The sequence below is a fragment of the Levilactobacillus humaensis genome, from assembly GCF_024345185.1.
GTDB lineage: Bacteria > Bacillota > Bacilli > Lactobacillales > Lactobacillaceae > Levilactobacillus > Levilactobacillus humaensis.
On sequence record NZ_BROB01000005.1, the window covers coordinates 27,387 to 44,966 of the forward strand.

A 17,580-nucleotide genomic window follows, 5' to 3' on the forward strand; every position below is an offset into this window, starting at 1 on the left:
ACGCCTCTTTTCTAAGATGAGAACTACCCTCAGTATAACTTAATTTTCGCCGCTGTGGCTTGTATTCCCGGCGTGAATCTCGTAAGCTAATAGAGAACAGAAATACCCATATAGAGGGGTTTATTTTTGGAAGGGAATTGGGAAACTATGAAATCAACTTGGAACTTAGTGGGGATGACCTTGTGGGTCCTAGTCCTGGTCGCGTTGGTCTGGATGGTCCACGACATGCGGGTTCGCCGCATTCACCTCATCGTGACGGAACATCACAGCTTTTCGTGGCGTAATTTCACCATTTCAACCGTTGAGTTAGTGGTGTGGCTGTTGTTCTTTGGTGGGATGAGTTACACGACGTTCTTCCAAAATGTGAACCAGCTTGGCAACCGGGTCAGCGAAACGACGCGGTATGAACCCCTGGTAATCACCACGGGAACCAGTAGTGGTTCTGCCTATTATGTTGTGGTCCACAACAGTGATGGTAAGAAACCGGTCCAACAATACACGTATCTGACCGAGGGTGAAAAATACCAGGTTAACAGTACGGATGCGACGGTCGCAGCGGGTAAGAAGGCTATTAATTTGCCAGCCTCGGCCTACCAATGGGATGAAAAGAAAGTCAAAAAGTATGATCAACGACACCAGAAGGCTTGGGTCGGGGTCATCGAGACGAACTACAAGAAGTCCTTTGTCAACGGGATCGGGCTACATGCCGGCCGATTGGCCAATCGCTTCACATTGATTCGGATTCCGGATCATTCGTTTATGTTAAAGGAATAGTGAGTTGTAGCCGAGACGTTCTGTCTTGGCTATTTTTATGTCTTGCTGGCATTGCTATCTATAATGTGGTTTAAAAACCGAATAGCAAGATGCAGCGCCTCCGGGCTGGTGAAAATGAGACCGGAACGCTGTGGGTGCACGCGCGGAGCCAAAGAGCGGTCTCCACGCTTAGGTTCGAGCCTCTGCGAGTCTCAAACCTAGCAATTCCCTAAGCGATACAGCCCATCGCTAAGGGAATTCCCACGGCTGGGCTCATTTTCACCAGCCCTGCGGCTGATATTGGTTTGGGTCATCCGGTAGTGTGAGTCTGATTTATTCAGGTATCCAGCCAGTCAGCTAAAATAGAAAACTAAAACAGGTGTCGAACGCTTATCCTCAAGATAACTGTTCGGCACCTGTTTATAGCAAGTTATATAGATTTTTGGCGACAAACTTCGAAATTCAGGGTGGTTCACGTTCTGTCATGCTTAGGGATGATACGAGTGAATTGAATACTACCCGCTTGATGGATCACGGACGACACTTGGAATTAAGCCAACCGCGTTGCTTCCAAAGACAAGTCTAGCCGGAGGAGGCCAGGGATGGAGCCGGCCGTGGTGGTACTGTTAGATCGAGTGATTTTCTCGACCTTACAGTACGGGCGACTTTGAAGACCCGCGCCCCTGGCGGGGCTTCAAATCGAGCGAGAAGCCCACAGGGCTGAAGCGTCCCCACAGCAGGCGTAATCCCTGGCAGTCGCAGGCGGGCCATTTACTCTTTGGAAACAATCTGGTAGTCATTAGGATTTGCTGCTAACGGACTGTATTCGTCCATCTGGCTATCGCGGTAGTCCCACCACTCGTTGCTGTAGCCCACGAAGCCCGCCGCAGTCATGGCATCATTCAGGATACGGTAATGCTGTTCCTGAATCGCCGTGCGGGGCGCGTCACGATGGGCCGCTGCCGTGAAATCATCGAACGGGGTTTGCATCTCGAGTTCATTGCCGTCCAAGTCACAGAGCGTGAGGTCAAAGGTGACCCCCTTCTGGTGTGAGAAATTGGGATTGGGTTTTGCGACGAAGGCTGGGTCCGGGTAGACCTCAAAGAGGCGTTCCTGGGCCGTTACGGGACGATAGGCATCCCAGACCTTGAGCCGATAGCCCTGTTTACGCAGTTGCGTACTGGCGGCCGCAAGCTTCTTGGCCGTACCAGTCCGGGCGATGGCGGTGGTGAAGTCATAGACAATTTGGTTGGTAAAGTTGTTTGTGGTGGCGTAGCGCAGGTCGACCAGGATGCTGGGATCTAGCGCTTGAATATTGCTAAAACCAGTTTCGAGTTGAGACATGGGGCACCTCCAATAAGAATTACGCCCAGTATACCGGGTTCATTAGCGAAAAGCTTGTGAAAGGGCTTACCGTTTGATCGCAAAAAAAGAAGCCCGATTGTTATCGGACTTCCCCGTCAAGAAACACGAAAGTCACTCAGCTTTCGCACAGACTAGTTTAGCGTACTTTTAAGACTCACCTAGAGTGATTAGGCGAGGTTAGGGTCGTTGCATTACCAAGTGATTACCGGGCGTGTTCGAGGCGATCCTGAGCGTAAATTCCAATATCAGCGACGTGGACGGTCCCACAGTGGCGTTTTCCAGTAGCGGTCAACAGGCCAATCTTGTTGTAGGCCATGGTGACCGTGCTGTCGGCAACGACCGCGACGCCCATGACCTCACCAGTGTCGGCGTTGATCCCTGAAGGCACATCGATGGCAACAGTCTTGGCATCAGCGGCGTTAATGGCGTTGATGGCATCGGCGAACTTGCCGTGAATTTCACGGGAAAGGCCGACCCCGAAGATGGCGTCGATGATGACGGTGGCATTGACCACGTGGTTCAGGTCAGTGGTAAATGGAATGTGGTAGTAGTTGGCAATCTTGAGCTGTTGTTGCGTCTGAGGGGTCGCCTTGTCACGGTCACCCAGCAGGTAAACCTCGACGTCGATGCCGCGGATGTGTAAGAGGCGGGCGACCGCGATGCCGTCACCACCATTGTTACCAACGGCGGCGACGACAACGACACGGCTCAGATCGAAATCATCATTTAAAATGTTATTGAACGTTGCCAAAGCGGCGCGCTCCATGAGAACCAACGCGGGAATACCGATCTCGTTCGTGGTGTGCGCGTCGTAGCGTTGGGCTTCGGCAATGGTAATGGCTTTACTCATCATTGATCCCCTCCTTAGGTGGGTATGAGAACTTATGAGTGTTGTTCCGTGACCGGACCGGATTGTAGAACCCGACTCGACAAATACTGGAGTTGGGTGGTGATACTGGCGTAGTCAAAGTCAGCATCTGGGGTCACCTGTTGCCACCAATCATGTAAAACGGCAATGGCCTGCGTAACCAGATCCTGACCGGCTATCGTGAGGGTTAGGCGGCGGTTACGTCGGTCCTTAGGGTCAGTTTCCTTTTCAATCAAGGCTAGTTTGACCAGGTGTTGAACCATTCGGGCCATTAGGCCTTCATCGACCGCCATGGTCCAGGCCGCCTTGCGTTGATTTAACTGGCTGGTTTCGGAAACAAGAACTAACAAATAGAATTCAGTGATATTTACCGGCATGGCATCGGCTTCCAGGATCTGGTTCATCGCCCGCTGAAATTGCCGGTGGAGGATGGCCAAATTCGTGGTAAAGTCTAGTATCGAGTCTTCCATGAGCCACCTCCTCAGTCGTCGTTATGGTGCTTACTCTTAGTTTAACACCAGATCGCCAATGGGGATGAGGTCGGCCACTTATCTGGGGCAAAGAAGTGCTAGAATAGCAGTAAACCTAATTTATGGGAGGCATTATCACATGTACATTCAAATTCCAACTGATATGGATGAGGTCCAAATGCGTCAGCTGCAACTGGAACAACAAGGGGAGACCTGGAGTGAGGACCAGATCATCCATCAGGCTGTGTTGGATACCTTCCAGGCTTACCTGGATCAGATTGAAGATGGGCACTACGACACGGCGACCTGGCAGGATGAAGACTTAATCGTGACCGACATCAATGGTGATCAGACCGCTACGGTTCAGCCACAGGGTGACACGTTCATTGCAGATTTTCGGAAGGATGCCGATCAGACGTCTAGCGATCTGGAGCAAGCGGCCATCAAAGCTGCCGGTGCTCGCTAGGAAAGTGGCCATTTTATAAATTTTGTACTAGAATAAAGGTGTTGTGCGCCCTTAGTGTAATGGATAGCACATGAGATTTCGGTCCTCATGATCCGAGTTCGACTCTCGGGGGGCGCAATAATTTTTTCGGAAAAGTGAATAGAATCGTTGAGTTGACGCCATTTCTATGTGGCGTCTTTTCTTTTGGTGCAACGCGTGCAGGGATAGGCATAAAGGACCCTCTCTGAATTAATTCCATTCGCAGGTCGGCTGACGTTCTTGGAGAGACACCTGGAATGCCAGCCTTTTTAAAAAATAATACTTGCTATGAAGTGGACTCCATAGCTTATGATAGGTCCTATTGATAACAAGGATAGGAGATGCGTGGATGAATAGTAAAGAGGCAGCGAAAATTATGAATTTACCAGTGGACACGCTCCGTTATTATGAACGTATTGGTGTGATGCCACCAGTTGAGCGTAACGAAAATGGTTATCGTAATTATCGCAACGTGGATCTAAACTGGGTTTTTATCATCAATAGGTTACGTGAGGCGGGGTTGTCAATTGAAGCCCTGTTAGAATTTGCAAAGCTGACGGAGAGTTCTGGTGATACGACAGCGGCAAAAAAAGATATTTTAGCTGAGCAGTTAGGTGAACTGGATGAGAAGATGGCCGATTTGGAACGAACGCGAAACTTATTGAAGTACAAGCTGGATACGTTTGATTATCACTTAGGCAAGTTTGGCGTAAATGGAGCTGGGACGGAGTCGACGGATAAACTGTGGGAAGACCCACGGTTTAATCGTCAGGCAAGTACTGATGAAAATAAATAATTTGCCAATAACACTTGCTGTGAAGTGCACTCTATAGTTTAGACTAGCCTTATTCAGTGAAATAGAGAGCGCAACGAATTCATTGTTCGGCACTCAAGACGAGATATGTAGAATAACAATCAAAACTCATTTTAAAGGAGAGACTCAATATGTCAGAAAATAAATTTGGATTAGTTTATGCTGGTGCTCTTGAAGAAAACGTTCCTGGTGGCGTTGAATTACGGCCAATCTCATTTAACAACTTTGATGGCGTTAAGATTGCGGCTAACTTATACTTGCCAAGCAATTTTGATGCTAGTCAATCATTACCAGCCATTGTTGTTGCTCATCCCAATGGTGGGGTCAAAGAACAAGTTTCCGGGTTATTTGCCCAACGTTTAGCTGAAAAGGGGTTTGTGACCTTGGCATTTGACGCTGCTTATCAAGGTGCCAGTGCCGGTGAACCTCGCCAAACGGACAGACCATCTAACCGTGTCGAAGATATTCGCGCTAGCATTGACTACTTAGAAACCTTTAAGGGTGTTGATACCAATCGTATTGGTGCTTTAGGAATCTGTGGTGGTGGGGGTTACACCATCCAAGTATCCAAGACGGATAAGCGAATCAAAGCTGTTGGGACAATCAGCATGTTCAACAGCGGTCGGGTTCGGCGGAATGGTTTTGGCGATAGTCAATTAGCTACGATTCCAGACCGAATGGCCCAAGCTGCGGCTGCTCGTGAAAAGTATGCCAAGACGGGTGAGGTTGATTACATCGGGGACCTGTTGACTCACCGGACAGAATTTACGAAGGAACAATTGGAACAAATTCCGGCCGGCCTATACCGTGATGGGGTTGAATACTATGGCGATACGCACTTCCATCCAAACTCTCAAAGTCGCTACACGGCAATGAGCTTGATGGACTTGATGGCTTTCGACGCTGAAAACAACGTTGACTTGATTGACCAGCCTTTACTGATGATGGTCGGGGATGTTTCGGATACCCGTTACATGACGGAAGCTGTTTTCAATAAAGCAACTGGGACCGATGATAAGAAACTGATTTTGATTAAGGGTGCTAGTCACATTGAAACTTATTGGGTACCAGAATACGTGGACCAAGAAGTGACGGCAATGAATGATTTCTTTAGCGCTAAGCTCTAAAATAGTTTAGGTTGAGTGTCTAACTGATTGGGGTTAGGCACTTTTCTTATAGCAACGAAAGTTAAACGAGGAGGATATCTTATGGATCATTCTGACAAAGGAAAAAATATGACCAATAACACGACGAATCAGGCACTGATTCTTTACTACTCAAATTCAGGTAATACCAAACGAGCGGCGGAAACGCTTCAGGCACAAACTGGGGCGGATATGCAGGCGTTGACCTTCTCGCCGGCTTACCCGAAGACCTATCTGCGATTGGGGATGGTGACCCAACGCCAGTTGAAGAAAAATAGTCGACCAAAGATTACTAATGATTTAGACTTGAAGCCGTATCAGATAATCTATCTGGGGTTCCCAACTTGGTTCCATCGGCCACCGATGTTTGTGAATACTTTCTTTGAGACGGCCGACATTCAGGGGAAAGTCATTGTGCCATTTACAACGAGTGCTAGCAGTCAGATTTCAGAGAGCACGCCGTTTCTGAATGAAATGGCCAAGACGACTGGGGCGGATGTCCAGACTGGTTTTGCGGCTAACGATTTACGCGAAATTACTAACTACTTGAAAACACATCAGCTTATAGACTAGTTTAAGGTGCTCATCCCCTGATGTTGAGGGGCTGGGAACCTTTCAGCAATGGATAAGTTCGATACCCAATTGGTGAAGTCAATAATATTATGTAGTATAGTAAAAAGTAAGTACGAATGTAGACTAAACGATAAAGTGAGTGATGAGCTTGAATAAAGAGCGACTGGCAGCCTTTACAGACGCCGTGTTGGCAATTATTATGACGATTTTAGTATTGGAATTGGAGAAACCGAAAGTTGTTAGTGTGCAGGGGTTATGGGACCTACGGGAGAACTTTATGGCGTATACCATCTCTTTCTTTTGGATCGGTCTGATGTGGGCGACCCAGCACAGTCACTGGCAACGAGTCACTAAGATTAGTGAAAATACGGTTTATGCTTCTCTTCTGATGTTATTTCTGTCATCATTCTTTCCTTACACGACGAGCTTAGTTGCCCAGAACTTTAATAATTCGACAGCTCAGGCACTCTATGGAATTGTTATTTTAGGGGTCTCGTTCAGTAATATCTTGATTTCGGGAACACTGAAGAAGGTCAATCCTAAAACGCATTTTGGGTGGTTATACAACTTGGACAATCGGTCAGTTTTCATAGACCTCTTGGTTAAAGTTGTCGGGTTAGTGTTGTCAATTACAGTATTTCCACCGGCAATGGTTTGGGCAATTTTCCTGGGGATGTTGGTCGTAGGTGTTGATGGTGTTAGAGAAACATGGAAAAAGCGAATTCATGAATAAATGAAGTCAGTGTACTTTATGTAACGGATAACGAAATAGTCCAGTCAGTGGTTGTTTACCATTGACTGGACTATTTTTGTGAGATTAATTGGGCTTATTTTGAAGTGCGGTCGGCCATTGTTGCCGAATATCACTGATTAAAGGAGATAGTCTCTCTTTCTGGGAAAGCAAATAACTCGCATAGATGGGCATTTGAGCACTGTCATTACTAATTGGCACGGTCACGCGATCCGCATCAGCTTTCACACGTTCCTTAAAGAAGGGGTCGCTTTGCGAGAGATTAGTGGTGAAGAATGGGAATCGGGAATACTTAGTGATCTCGGCAAAGGAGTCCCGGTCGTCTTGGGACATGAACTTTGCGTTTGCAATTTCATCTTGGATGATAGTTCCCCAGGGACCGATTGCCCGCATCACAATAAAGCTTAAGCCTTTCAGCTCATCGAAGGTAACCGTCGATTGGTTAGCTAGGTACATGAATTGGTCCAGGCAGACTTGTAAACGTTCTTCGCCAACGTATAGGGATTCGATGTTATCTGCAAAAATTTCTTGGTTAGAAAATATGAGTGCATATTGATTGTTATTAAGCGCGTTCGCAATTTTTTCTGTGGGCACAAAAGTATCTGCGACTTGAATGTTTTCTTTTAAGGTTCCCTGTAGCTGGTTTAATAAAATTAGTGGGCCAGGAACGGTAGCTGCGAGAGGGGTTACATGCCGACTGTGATCATAGTTCTGAACTTTGGTAACCATTGCTGCACTTGCTTCTAAGACGCGTGCGGCCTCTTTGGCGGCCAGCTCACCAGTCGGGGTAAGTCTAATTCGGTTTGACTGTCGCTCAAACAATTTAACGCCAAAGTCATCTTCCAGCTTTTGCATGCCGCGGGTGACTGATGGTTGGGTCACGTTCAATTGCGCCGCGGTTTGTGTCAATGTGCCAGTCTTCGCGAAGACGGTGAGTTCCTCTAGTAAGTAACTTTCAATCATATCCTCAGCTCCTATGCATGCGTTAAACGTATGGTAGCATGCTTATCTAGTAATTTTCAAACAATCAGTCTCGCTCTATGATGTAATCATTCAATTAGAGGGCGGTGACGCGAGGTAATGGTCGAGCAATCTATAAAGTTAAATAATGGGGTTGAGATGCCCAAGATTGGGTTTGGCGTTTTTCAAATCATTGATGATAAAGAATGTGAAACTGCGGTAACACAGGCCTTACAGGCAGGATATCGCACAATTGATACCGCTACGGCGTATCAAAACGAGGTCGGAGTTGGTCGAGCCATTCAGAAGAGCGGCATTGAACGTGAGGAGCTGTTTGTGACGTCTAAGCTATGGGTCGCAGATGCTACCTATGAGCGAGCCAAGGCGGGGATCGATGCGTCCTTGAATCGTCTGGGCTTAGATTATCTGGATTTGTATCTATTACATCAACCGTACGGGGATGTTGTTGGCGCTTGGCGGGCAATGGAAGAAGCCTATCAAGCTGGCAAGATTCGGGCAATCGGCGTTTCTAATTTTTATGCCGATCAATTGAAAAATTTAGAATTAACGACAACTGTCAAACCAGTCATTAACCAAATTGAAATCAATCCTTGGTATCAGCGAAATGAAGACGTGGAATTTTCGCAAGCAGAAGGGATTCAAGTAGAAGCGTGGGCGCCATTCGCTGAAGGCAAGCAATCAATCTTTAATAATCCCACACTAATTAAAATTGGTGAACGATATGGCAAGTCAGCCAGTCAGGTGATCCTACGCTGGTTATTGCAACGGCAAATTGTGGTCATTCCCAAGACGATTCATCCGGACCGGATGGCAATGAATTTGGCCATCTATGATTTTGAACTAGACAAGCAAGACATGCAGCAAATAGCCGCGCTTGATCAACATCATAGTCAATTCTTTGATCACCGTGATCCGATAACCATTGACCAAATTTTCGGGACTAGTATTAAAAAGAATCGAATGGCTGGGTGAAACTAAGCACGGGCTGATGTGACATGAAAGAACTGCTTAGGAGTTGTTAGGCTAACATTGCAGTAAAACAGTGCGTGCAATTAAAAAATTAAAGGAATGAGGGAATCAAATCATGAATATTATTTGGATGTTGTTACCCGCAATTGCGTGGGGTGTACTGCCATTACTTGTAAGCCAATTGGGTGGTCGGCCCATCAATCAAATTTTTGGAACGGCTATCGGAACCCTGATTGCGAGTATCGTAGTGCAACTTGTTTTACGACCGGCGATTGATGTGACGGCCTTCGTAATGGCCGCTGTGGCGGGAGCCTTCTGGATTGTTGGGCAATTGGGTCAATACACAGGTTATGCCAATGTTGGTGTTTCCAAGACGATGCCTATTTCGACTGGCTTGCAATTAGTCGGTACCGCGTTGGTCGGCGTTTTCCTATTTGGTGAATGGCACACGACAGCTGCTAAACTGATTGGTGCCCTCGGGGTTGTTCTGTTAGTTATTGGTGTCATCCTGACCTCTATTCAGGAGAAGCAGGATGCCGGTAGCGAGAACCAAACGCGTACCATTATTATGCTAGTGTTGACGACTATTGGATTCATCGTCTTTAATGCGATTCCTAAAGCTTTATCTGCATCGGGAATTGCTATCTTCTTACCGGAATCGATGGGGATGGCTGTCGCAGTGTTCGTTTATATGATAGCTCGTGGTCAGATAAAGATTGTTCGAGAACGCGCTAGTTGGTTGAACGTTCTTGGCGGTTTAGTCTTCTCAATTGCTTCATTGACGTATATTGTTTCCGTTAGTCAAAATGGTGTCAATACAGCGTTTGTGGTTTCTCAGTTATCCGTTGTGATTTCAACGTTGGGTGGGATGTTGTTTCTGCATGAACGTAAGTCACGATGCGAACTGGTGCTGACGTTAGGCGGGTTAGTGTTGATTGTCATCGGTGCGATTGTGACCACGCTAATTTAAGCGCCATTAAGTCAGTGTTGATGGTTAGACACGACAACCCTAGCCTGATTGAACGAGTTATTTTTAAGTAAGGGGCTTGTAATGGATAAGAGTAGAGAGAAATTTGGAATTGTATTACCAATTATTTTATTAAGTTATTTCATGATTCTATTAGATAATTCAATTATTTTTACGAGTACGGTAAAAATTGCCGCGGATCTTCAATTGAATTCGCAAACACTAGCATGGGTCAGCAGTGCTTACACCTTAACCTTTGGTGGCTTTCAATTATTTGGCGGTCGAATGGGGGATGTTTATGGGCGTAAACGGGTGTTCTTGATTGGTTTATTGTTATTTTCGTTCTGTTCACTAATGGTGGGCTTATCCACAAATGCCGTGATGATTATTTCGATGAGGGCCTTTCAAGGAATTGGTTCAGCCATCTTAGCGCCAACCACGCTAGCACTCCTCCTAGACAACTATCAAGGAACCATGCGTACCCGAGCAATTGCGGCTTATGGGGCAACTGCTGGAATTGGCGCTAGTTTTGGGCTAGTTCTAGGTGGTGTCATTGCCAGTGTATTTTCTTGGCGGTACGGTTTCTTCTTGAACGTACCAGTTGGCTTACTCATGTTTTTCCTAACCCTACATTTCATTGAGGATAACGAAGGTAAAAGTCTCATTGAGGATAACGAAGGTAAAAGTCGTAATCATCTTGATATTGCCGGGACACTATTGTCGGTGTTAGGGCTCTCCGCATTGGTGTATAGCATTGATGGGACGTCTCACCAGGTCTTAGCTCTGATTATTGCGGTGATTGCACTGAGCTTGTTCGTGTATGTCGAACGGGTTGTGTCGAGTCCAATCATGCCGTTGCGACTATTTACTGATTGGCAGCGAAGTAGTGCGTATATTGCGCGATTCTTCTTTATTGGTGCGGCATTTGCTTATTTCTTCGTGACACCGCAGGCCTTGCAACATATCTATGGCTTCACGCCGTTACTAGCCGGTTTGGCGTTTTTACCAGCGACCATTCCGCAATTTATTAGTGCGTTGCAGGTTTCTAGATTATCAATCAAATTTGGCAATGCGCGGTTAATTATTGCGGCCATTGTGTTCGTCATTGTGGGGGTCTTGATGACTGTATTCTTAGGGATGAATCAGGGCTATTGGATTGCTGTTGCTATCCCGATGGTTGTCTTTGGGATTGGCCAAGGATTGGCCCTTAGTCCTTTAACGGTCGAGGGAGTTGCTAACACAGATCCAGAAATTGCTGGGGCTGCTTCCGGGGTGGTCAATACTGTCCATCAGTTTGGCCAATCCGTTGGGATGTCAGTGGTCATTGCACTGACTAGTGGCGTGCACAACTGGTCAACGAGCTATCGTGAACAATTACTGATTATTGCAGTCATTGCCGGGATGAGCTTGATTGCGGCTTTAGTTTTGCAAGGCAGTCAGAGTCGGCAGCAAAGCAGATAGGATAAACAAGAGTGGATAGTCGTTAGGTAGGGGGCAGATGAACCCTACAAAAAAGTGCTATACGCGTAACGCATGGTACCATGTTTATCTAGTAATTTTCAAAGACTGAATTGAGGCTTAAGATATAGTCATTCAATCGGAACGGCGTGCAACTCTAATGGTGCGATGTTGTTAGCTAACAAAGGAGTGAATAATAATGTACGAGGATTTAAACGGTAAAGTCGCTGTCATTACAGGTGGCTCCAAAGGAATTGGTTCAGCAATCTCAAAGCGTTTTGGCAAGGAAAAGATGAACGTTGTTATTAACTATAATAGCGACCCAGTTGGCGCGCAAAAGACTGCTGATGAGGTTAAAATCGCTGGTGGACAGGCTGTGATTGTTCAGGCGAATATCGCGACTGAGAATGGCGTTAAGGCGTTGCTGAAGGCAGCACTTGATAACTTTGGTGATTTGGACGTCTGGGTCAACAATGCGGGAATGGAAATCAAGTCCCCGACTCATGAAGTTACGTTGGATGACTGGAACAAGGTAACGGCTATTGATCAGACTGGCGTGTTCCTAGGCTCACGGACGGCATTGGCGTATTTCAAGGAACACAATAAACCAGGTAACATTATCAATATGTCTTCGGTGCATGAACAAATCCCATGGCCAACGTTTGCCAGTTATGCGGCTGCCAAGGGAAGCGTTAAGTTATTTACCCAAACGATTGCTATGGAGTACGCACCAGATAATATCCGAGTCAACGCGATTGGCCCGGGCGCAATTAATACACCAATCAACGCTAAGAAATTTGCAGATCCTGAACAATATGCCCAAACAGCTAACATGGTGCCTATGAATCGGATTGGAACACCGGAAGAAGTGGCTGCGGGTGCCGCTTGGTTAGCTTCTGACGAATCTAGTTATGTCACTGGAATTACGTTATTTATTGATGGTGGAATGACCCTGTACCCGGCCTTCAAGGATGGTCAAGGCTAATACCCTTATGAAGGGGCGGAAGCGAATCGTTTTGGGAATCTTAGGACTATTTCTAATTGGAGGGATGTTCATTATGGTTTTAAACAAGCAACGAGTAGAGTCACAAGATGGTCAAATTGCTGGCCAGCCAATTACGGCCTATCAATTAGGAAAAACGGACGGTGCTTGGCAACACGGTTATGGAACGAAATCAGATGACCGAGATACCAATAGCAGAAACCAGCCGACACGCCGACTGACGAAGGAGGCTAGTAGCATTATTATTTATTTCTCACGGTCTGGTAGTACGGAATTGGTAGCTAGCAAAATTGCTGAGCAGACTAACGCTGACCTGTTAGAAATTGTCGTTAAAAATCCTTATTCAGGAAACTATCAGCGGACGTTGTCTCGTGCCAATACAGAACGTGAGAGAGAAGACTTTCCGGAACTGGACATGCGGGTGCCTGATTTAAGTCAGTACGATACCATTTATTTAGGTTATCCGATCTGGGCTATGACCCTTTCTCATCCAATGACGGCATTCTTAACGGCAAATGGGAGCCAACTAACGCATAAAAAGATTGCACCATTTATGTCTGAAGGTGGCTACGGACAAGGCGATAGTGTTGACCGTATCAAAGATATTTTAAGAGTCAGTGGCGCTCAGAAAAATCAATTTACCGCAGCATTGGTTGTTGATGGGAATAAGGTTGATCGTGCAGACAAGCGCATTGCTAGCTGGGTGACCCGGGTTCAGCAAGGCTACGAGTTGAAATGATTGTCCATTTGTAAGGACAAATGCTTGCGGTGAAGTCCACTTCATAGCGTAAAATGAAGGTGTTCATTCGGAAGGTTAACGAACAGGAAAAGTTGGGAGCAATCGTAATGAAAGTGATAATTTTAGGAGCCACGGGACAGATTTCTCAGTTCTTAACGTCACAGTTGCTAAAGGAAACCAAGGTGGACTTGACGCTATTCGGTCACAATGTCACGCAACGTTTGGCAATTGATGATTCACGTGTTCAGTTCATTGACGGTGATTTAGCAGACGAAGAAAAATTAGTGACAGCTTTAAGTGGTCAAGATCTGGTCTTTCTTAATGTCCCACTGACTGACGCCATGAATACAACGCATCAAGCGATGAAAATCGCAGGTGTTAAGCGACTAGTAATCTCAGGAACCATCGGTCTTTACGACGAAGTCGGTGGTAAGTTCGGTGAATGGGGTCAATCAATGATGGGGTCTTTTGCCGGACGCGATGATGAACGGGCCGCAATCAAGTCGTTAGAAGACGATCCGCAAATCGATGAAACTTATATTCGGATGACCATGCTCTATAACAATGCGGAAAAGACGGATTATACGTTGATTCCATTTGGTGAAACGGTCACTGGTGCCCAGGTTTCTCGGCAAGCCGTTGCAAATTTTGTCACGGCCATTGTTAAACAACCAGACCTTGAGGTTCATCAGAATGTGGCCATTATTGAAAAGGGTTCTGAGAACATGGCTAAGCCGTCGTTCTATTAACGCGTATGGCATGGATTCTTAATAACTCAGGTTAAAAAATATTGAAAAGGGACTTGCTATGAAGTTAGCTCCATAGTTTATAGTGAGTCCATGAAGTCAAACGAGGAGGAAACATTATGAAAGTAATGATTTTAGGTGCAGCAGGTCAAATCGGTCGTATGGTGACACAGAATTTATTAGATCAGACAGATGATGAATTGGTCTTATATGGTCGGAACGTGACGTCACGGTTAAGCGATGTCAAGAGTTCCCGGGTGACGTTGGTCGATGGCACTTTCCAAGATGTTACAACAATTAAGGCAAACTTAACGGATGTTGATGCCGTTTACCTGAGCTTTGTGGCCAATGACGATATTGTTGGACCACTAGTTAAGACATTGGAAGAAACAGGCGTTAAGCGGTTCATCGCTGCCAACGTTCCCGACCTTTACCAAGAAGTCAGTGGTAAGTTCCAGTCATGGTACCGTGAACACACTGGAATTGTTTGGGAAACACCTTACAAGAAATCTGCTGATATCATTGAAAATAGTCAATTAGATTACATCATTTTGCGGATTACTTGGTTGTACAATCAAGACGGTAATACGGCCGTTCACGTCACGAAGAAGGGCGAACCTTTTACGGAAGCACAAGTGACGCGGCAGGCAGTTTCACAATTTGTAACGGATCTATTGTCAGGTAAAGCGGACTACCATCGCGAAAGTTTGGGCTTGGGCGAACCAGGCGCAGACTTTGCTAAGCCAAGCTTTTACTAAAGTGAACTCAAGGAGGAAATATAATTATGACAAATGTACCAATGATTAAGTTAAGCAATGGTGTTGAAATGCCAGCAGTTGGGTTTGGGGTTTTCCAAATCGAAAATGGCGGAACGAAGCAAGCTGTTTTAGATGCGATTGACGCAGGCTACCGGTTGATTGATACGGCCCAAGCTTACGGTAATGAAGCCGAAGTTGGTGAAGCTATTAAGGAATCACCAGTTGCTCGTGAGGACCTCTTCGTGACGACCAAAGTGTGGGTTAGCTCAACGGGTTACGACGCAACGATGAAGGCCTTCCAAGATTCACTGGATAAATTGAAATTGGATTATTTGGATATGTACCTGATTCACCAACCTTATGGTGATGTTTATGGGTCATGGCGTGCTATGGAAGAACTACAAAAGGCGGGTAAAGTTCGGGCCATTGGGATTTCCAACTTCAATGCCGACCGGTTCGTTGATTTGGCTATCCATAACGACGTGACGCCACAATTAAACCAAATCGAAATCAATCCCTGGAACCAACAAAAGGATGAAATGGACTGGTTGAAGAAGGAAGGTATCCAACCTGAAGCTTGGGCACCATTCGCTGAAGGTAAGCACAATCTGTTCACTAACGAAACGTTAACGAAGATTGCGCAAGCCCACAGCAAGGGTGTTGGCCAAGTGGTTCTGCGTTGGCTCTACCAGCGAGGTGTCGTGTCATTAGCTAAGTCCGTGCACAAGAACCGGATGGAAGAGAACATCAACATCTTTGACTTCGATTTGTCAGACGCTGAAATGGACCAGATTGCAGCTCTCGACATGCAAGAATCAGCCTTCTTTGATCACCGTGATCCTAAGATGGTAGCAGCCTTAGGCGGTCGTCAGGATTAACTGAACAATTTCAAATGTGACAGGTAAGGATTTGTGTTTAAAATCCTTGCCTGTTTTTTGATGCCACTGGCTCTATTCTCGGGACCATAATTTTGCTACCGTGTTCTAAAGACTAAATAGTGAATTCAAAATTGTATAGTATACGATCTATGTATACTAGCTTGCTAATCTAGTAATTTTCAAAAAATCCAAGTCGTCTTATGATTGATTCATTCACTTCGAAGATAAGTTGTGACTCAGGTTGAGTTATCGGATTAACGCAGTTCTAACAAGCCTTCAATCCAGCGCTTGACTTGATCACATTAAGAAAATTACGTTGAGATAGGAGTTTGTCATGACTAAGAATAAAGAAAAATTTGGCATTGTGTTACCGATTATCCTGTTGAGTTACTTCATGATTCTTTTGGATAATTCGATTGTCTTTACCAGCACGGTGAAAATAGCCGCGGATTTGCACATGGATGCTCAGACTCTGGCATGGGTTAGCAGTGCCTATACCTTAACCTTTGGGGGCTTCCAATTATTCGGCGGCCGGGTTGGGGATGTCTATGGCCGTAAGCGGGTCTTCTTGATCGGATTACTGTTGTTCTCCTTTGGATCTTTGATGGTGGGGCTATCACCCAATGCCCCCATGATTATTGCCATGCGGGCTCTTCAAGGCGTGGGGTCGGCTATCTTGGCACCAACCACGCTCGCCTTGCTACTGGATAACTACCAAGGGAAGATGCGGTCACGGGCAATTGCGGCCTATGGCACCACGGCCGGGATTGGCGCTAGCTTTGGGATGGTATTTGGCGGGATCATCACCAGTCTGTTTTCTTGGCGTTATGGTTTCTTCTTAAACGTTCCGGTTGGCCTACTGATGTTTCTCATGGCAATTCGTTTTGTGACGGATGATGGACGTAAGCATTCGGGGCAGCTTGATATCATGGGAACCATCCTGTCAGTGATTGGTCTATCAGCGTTAGTCTATAGCATTGATGGGACAGTTTATCAGGTGCCCGCGCTCTTTCTTTCAGTGCTGACACTGGGATTGTTTGTCTATGTTGAACGTGTCGTGAACAGTCCAATTATGCCGTTACGACTCTTTAAAGATCGCCAGCGTAACAGTGCCTACATTTCACGCTTCTTCTTTATTGGCGGGGCCTTCGCTTACTACTTTGTGACCACCCAAGCTCTGCAGCACACGTATGGCTTTACGCCGCTATTGACCGGTCTAGCCTTTTTGCCCGTGACCATTCCCCAATTTATCGGGGCTCTACAAGTTTCAAGATTGTCGGATAAGATCGGCAATGCTCGCCTGATTGTGATTGCGGATGTGCTCGTTACCCTGAGTTTCTTGGTGACCGTCGTTCTGGGCTTAGAGCGGGGCTACTGGGTAGCGGTGGTTATCCCAATGATTATCTTTGGATTCGGTCAGGGATTGGTGCTCAGTCCATTGACTATGGAAGGGGTAGCCAATACCGACCCTGAAATTGCCGGGGCCGCTTCTGGCGTGGTCAATACGGTCCATCAATTTGGGCAATCGGTTGGGGTTTCAATTGTGATCGCCTTAACCAGTGGGGTTCACAGCTTTTCAACGAGTTATCATGACCAGTTGCTGATTATCTCAGTTATTTCAGGGTTAAGTCTGATTGCGGCGCTGTTTTTAAAGGGAAACCAGCAGCGAGAACCCGTTCAGCAATCTCAAATTTAAATGAAGGGGTCTGCCACGTCAGCTTGGCAGACCCCTTTTTAATTGTTTCTAACACGATGGATTTCAGTCGTCCGGGTTGGTTCTGGTGCCAGTATTGTGATTTTTATAAGCAATTGTTGGTGATAGCACATTAAACGTTGACAACCAGTCGAAAAGACCTAT

General features: G+C 46.2%; 19 protein-coding genes and 1 tRNA gene. 16 read left to right on the forward strand and 4 right to left on the reverse strand.

Features of this window, described 5'->3' with window-relative positions:
• The first annotated feature begins 147 nt into the window (after nucleotides 1-147).
• Complete coding sequence (locus tag OCU14_RS02520; protein ID WP_261809656.1) at nucleotides 148-774, forward strand: LVIS_2131 family protein; 627 nt, start codon at nucleotides 148-150, stop codon at nucleotides 772-774.
• Between the two features lie 750 nt (nucleotides 775-1,524).
• Here OCU14_RS02520 and OCU14_RS02525 read toward each other — a convergent pair.
• From OCU14_RS02525 to OCU14_RS02535, 3 genes are all read right to left on the reverse strand, one after another.
• Nucleotides 1,525-2,097 carry a M15 family metallopeptidase gene (locus OCU14_RS02525; RefSeq protein ID WP_261809657.1) on the reverse strand — a complete coding sequence of 191 codons (573 nt, stop codon included), beginning with the start codon at nucleotides 2,095-2,097 and terminating at the stop codon, nucleotides 1,525-1,527.
• A 223-nt stretch (nucleotides 2,098-2,320) separates the two neighbouring features.
• On the reverse strand, nucleotides 2,321-2,971 hold the full coding sequence (locus OCU14_RS02530) for an NAD(P)H-hydrate epimerase (RefSeq protein WP_261809658.1): 651 nt from the start codon (nucleotides 2,969-2,971) through the stop codon (nucleotides 2,321-2,323).
• A 29-nt stretch (nucleotides 2,972-3,000) separates the two neighbouring features.
• Nucleotides 3,001-3,456, reverse strand: coding sequence for a MarR family winged helix-turn-helix transcriptional regulator (locus tag OCU14_RS02535; RefSeq protein WP_261809659.1), 456 nt, complete (start codon nucleotides 3,454-3,456; stop codon nucleotides 3,001-3,003).
• 139 nt (nucleotides 3,457-3,595) lie between these two features.
• Here OCU14_RS02535 and OCU14_RS02540 point away from each other — a divergent pair, with 139 nt between their 5' ends.
• The 6 genes from OCU14_RS02540 to OCU14_RS02565 all read left to right on the forward strand — a co-directional run bounded on the left by OCU14_RS02540 (nucleotide 3,596) and on the right by OCU14_RS02565 (nucleotide 7,205).
• Entirely contained in the window at nucleotides 3,596-3,922 is a 327-nt protein-coding gene (locus tag OCU14_RS02540) for a hypothetical protein (protein ID WP_261809660.1), read from the forward strand.
• Between the two features lie 45 nt (nucleotides 3,923-3,967).
• Nucleotides 3,968-4,039 (forward strand) — tRNA-Arg (locus tag OCU14_RS02545).
• 250 nt (nucleotides 4,040-4,289) lie between these two features.
• Nucleotides 4,290-4,736 (forward strand): MerR family transcriptional regulator, encoded by a 447-nt coding sequence (locus tag OCU14_RS02550; RefSeq protein WP_261809661.1) that lies wholly within the window; start codon nucleotides 4,290-4,292, stop codon nucleotides 4,734-4,736.
• A gap of 149 nt (nucleotides 4,737-4,885) precedes the next feature.
• A complete protein-coding gene (locus tag OCU14_RS02555) occupies nucleotides 4,886-5,881 on the forward strand; it encodes an alpha/beta hydrolase (protein WP_261809662.1) in 996 nt (331 codons plus the stop codon).
• 81 nt (nucleotides 5,882-5,962) lie between these two features.
• On the forward strand, nucleotides 5,963-6,472 hold the full coding sequence (locus OCU14_RS02560) for a flavodoxin (protein ID WP_261809663.1): 510 nt from the start codon (nucleotides 5,963-5,965) through the stop codon (nucleotides 6,470-6,472).
• 142 nt (nucleotides 6,473-6,614) lie between these two features.
• A complete protein-coding gene (locus tag OCU14_RS02565; protein WP_373875064.1) occupies nucleotides 6,615-7,205 on the forward strand; it encodes a TMEM175 family protein in 591 nt (196 codons plus the stop codon).
• 84 nt (nucleotides 7,206-7,289) lie between these two features.
• Here the strand turns inward: OCU14_RS02565 and OCU14_RS02570 are convergent, their stop codons facing one another.
• On the reverse strand, nucleotides 7,290-8,186 hold the full coding sequence (locus tag OCU14_RS02570) for a LysR family transcriptional regulator (protein ID WP_261809665.1): 897 nt from the start codon (nucleotides 8,184-8,186) through the stop codon (nucleotides 7,290-7,292).
• Nucleotides 8,187-8,303: 117 nt separating this feature from the next.
• Here OCU14_RS02570 and OCU14_RS02575 point away from each other — a divergent pair, with 117 nt between their 5' ends.
• The 9 genes from OCU14_RS02575 (at nucleotide 8,304) to OCU14_RS02615 (ending at nucleotide 17,418) form a co-directional block, all read left to right on the forward strand.
• Nucleotides 8,304-9,176, forward strand: coding sequence for an aldo/keto reductase (locus OCU14_RS02575; protein ID WP_261809666.1), 873 nt, complete (start codon nucleotides 8,304-8,306; stop codon nucleotides 9,174-9,176).
• A gap of 112 nt (nucleotides 9,177-9,288) precedes the next feature.
• Complete coding sequence (locus OCU14_RS02580; protein ID WP_261809667.1) at nucleotides 9,289-10,143, forward strand: GRP family sugar transporter; 855 nt, start codon at nucleotides 9,289-9,291, stop codon at nucleotides 10,141-10,143.
• 81 nt (nucleotides 10,144-10,224) lie between these two features.
• The gene (locus OCU14_RS02585) at nucleotides 10,225-11,601 is read left to right on the forward strand and encodes an MFS transporter (protein WP_261809668.1); all 1,377 of its coding nucleotides are present in this window, start codon (nucleotides 10,225-10,227) and stop codon (nucleotides 11,599-11,601) included.
• A 196-nt stretch (nucleotides 11,602-11,797) separates the two neighbouring features.
• Nucleotides 11,798-12,583: a glucose-1-dehydrogenase gene (locus OCU14_RS02590; RefSeq protein WP_261809669.1), complete on the forward strand. Its 786-nt coding sequence runs from the start codon at nucleotides 11,798-11,800 to the stop codon at nucleotides 12,581-12,583.
• A 73-nt stretch (nucleotides 12,584-12,656) separates the two neighbouring features.
• A complete protein-coding gene (locus OCU14_RS02595) occupies nucleotides 12,657-13,340 on the forward strand; it encodes a flavodoxin family protein (RefSeq protein WP_261809670.1) in 684 nt (227 codons plus the stop codon).
• Between the two features lie 107 nt (nucleotides 13,341-13,447).
• Entirely contained in the window at nucleotides 13,448-14,089 is a 642-nt protein-coding gene (locus OCU14_RS02600) for an NAD(P)H-binding protein (RefSeq protein WP_261809671.1), read from the forward strand.
• Nucleotides 14,090-14,205: 116 nt separating this feature from the next.
• The gene (locus OCU14_RS02605) at nucleotides 14,206-14,844 is read left to right on the forward strand and encodes an NAD(P)H-binding protein (RefSeq protein WP_261809672.1); all 639 of its coding nucleotides are present in this window, start codon (nucleotides 14,206-14,208) and stop codon (nucleotides 14,842-14,844) included.
• Nucleotides 14,845-14,870: 26 nt separating this feature from the next.
• Nucleotides 14,871-15,722 (forward strand): aldo/keto reductase, encoded by an 852-nt coding sequence (locus OCU14_RS02610; RefSeq protein ID WP_309296916.1) that lies wholly within the window; start codon nucleotides 14,871-14,873, stop codon nucleotides 15,720-15,722.
• A 334-nt stretch (nucleotides 15,723-16,056) separates the two neighbouring features.
• Nucleotides 16,057-17,418, forward strand: coding sequence for an MFS transporter (locus tag OCU14_RS02615; protein ID WP_261809673.1), 1,362 nt, complete (start codon nucleotides 16,057-16,059; stop codon nucleotides 17,416-17,418).
• Nucleotides 17,419-17,580 lie beyond the last annotated feature (162 nt).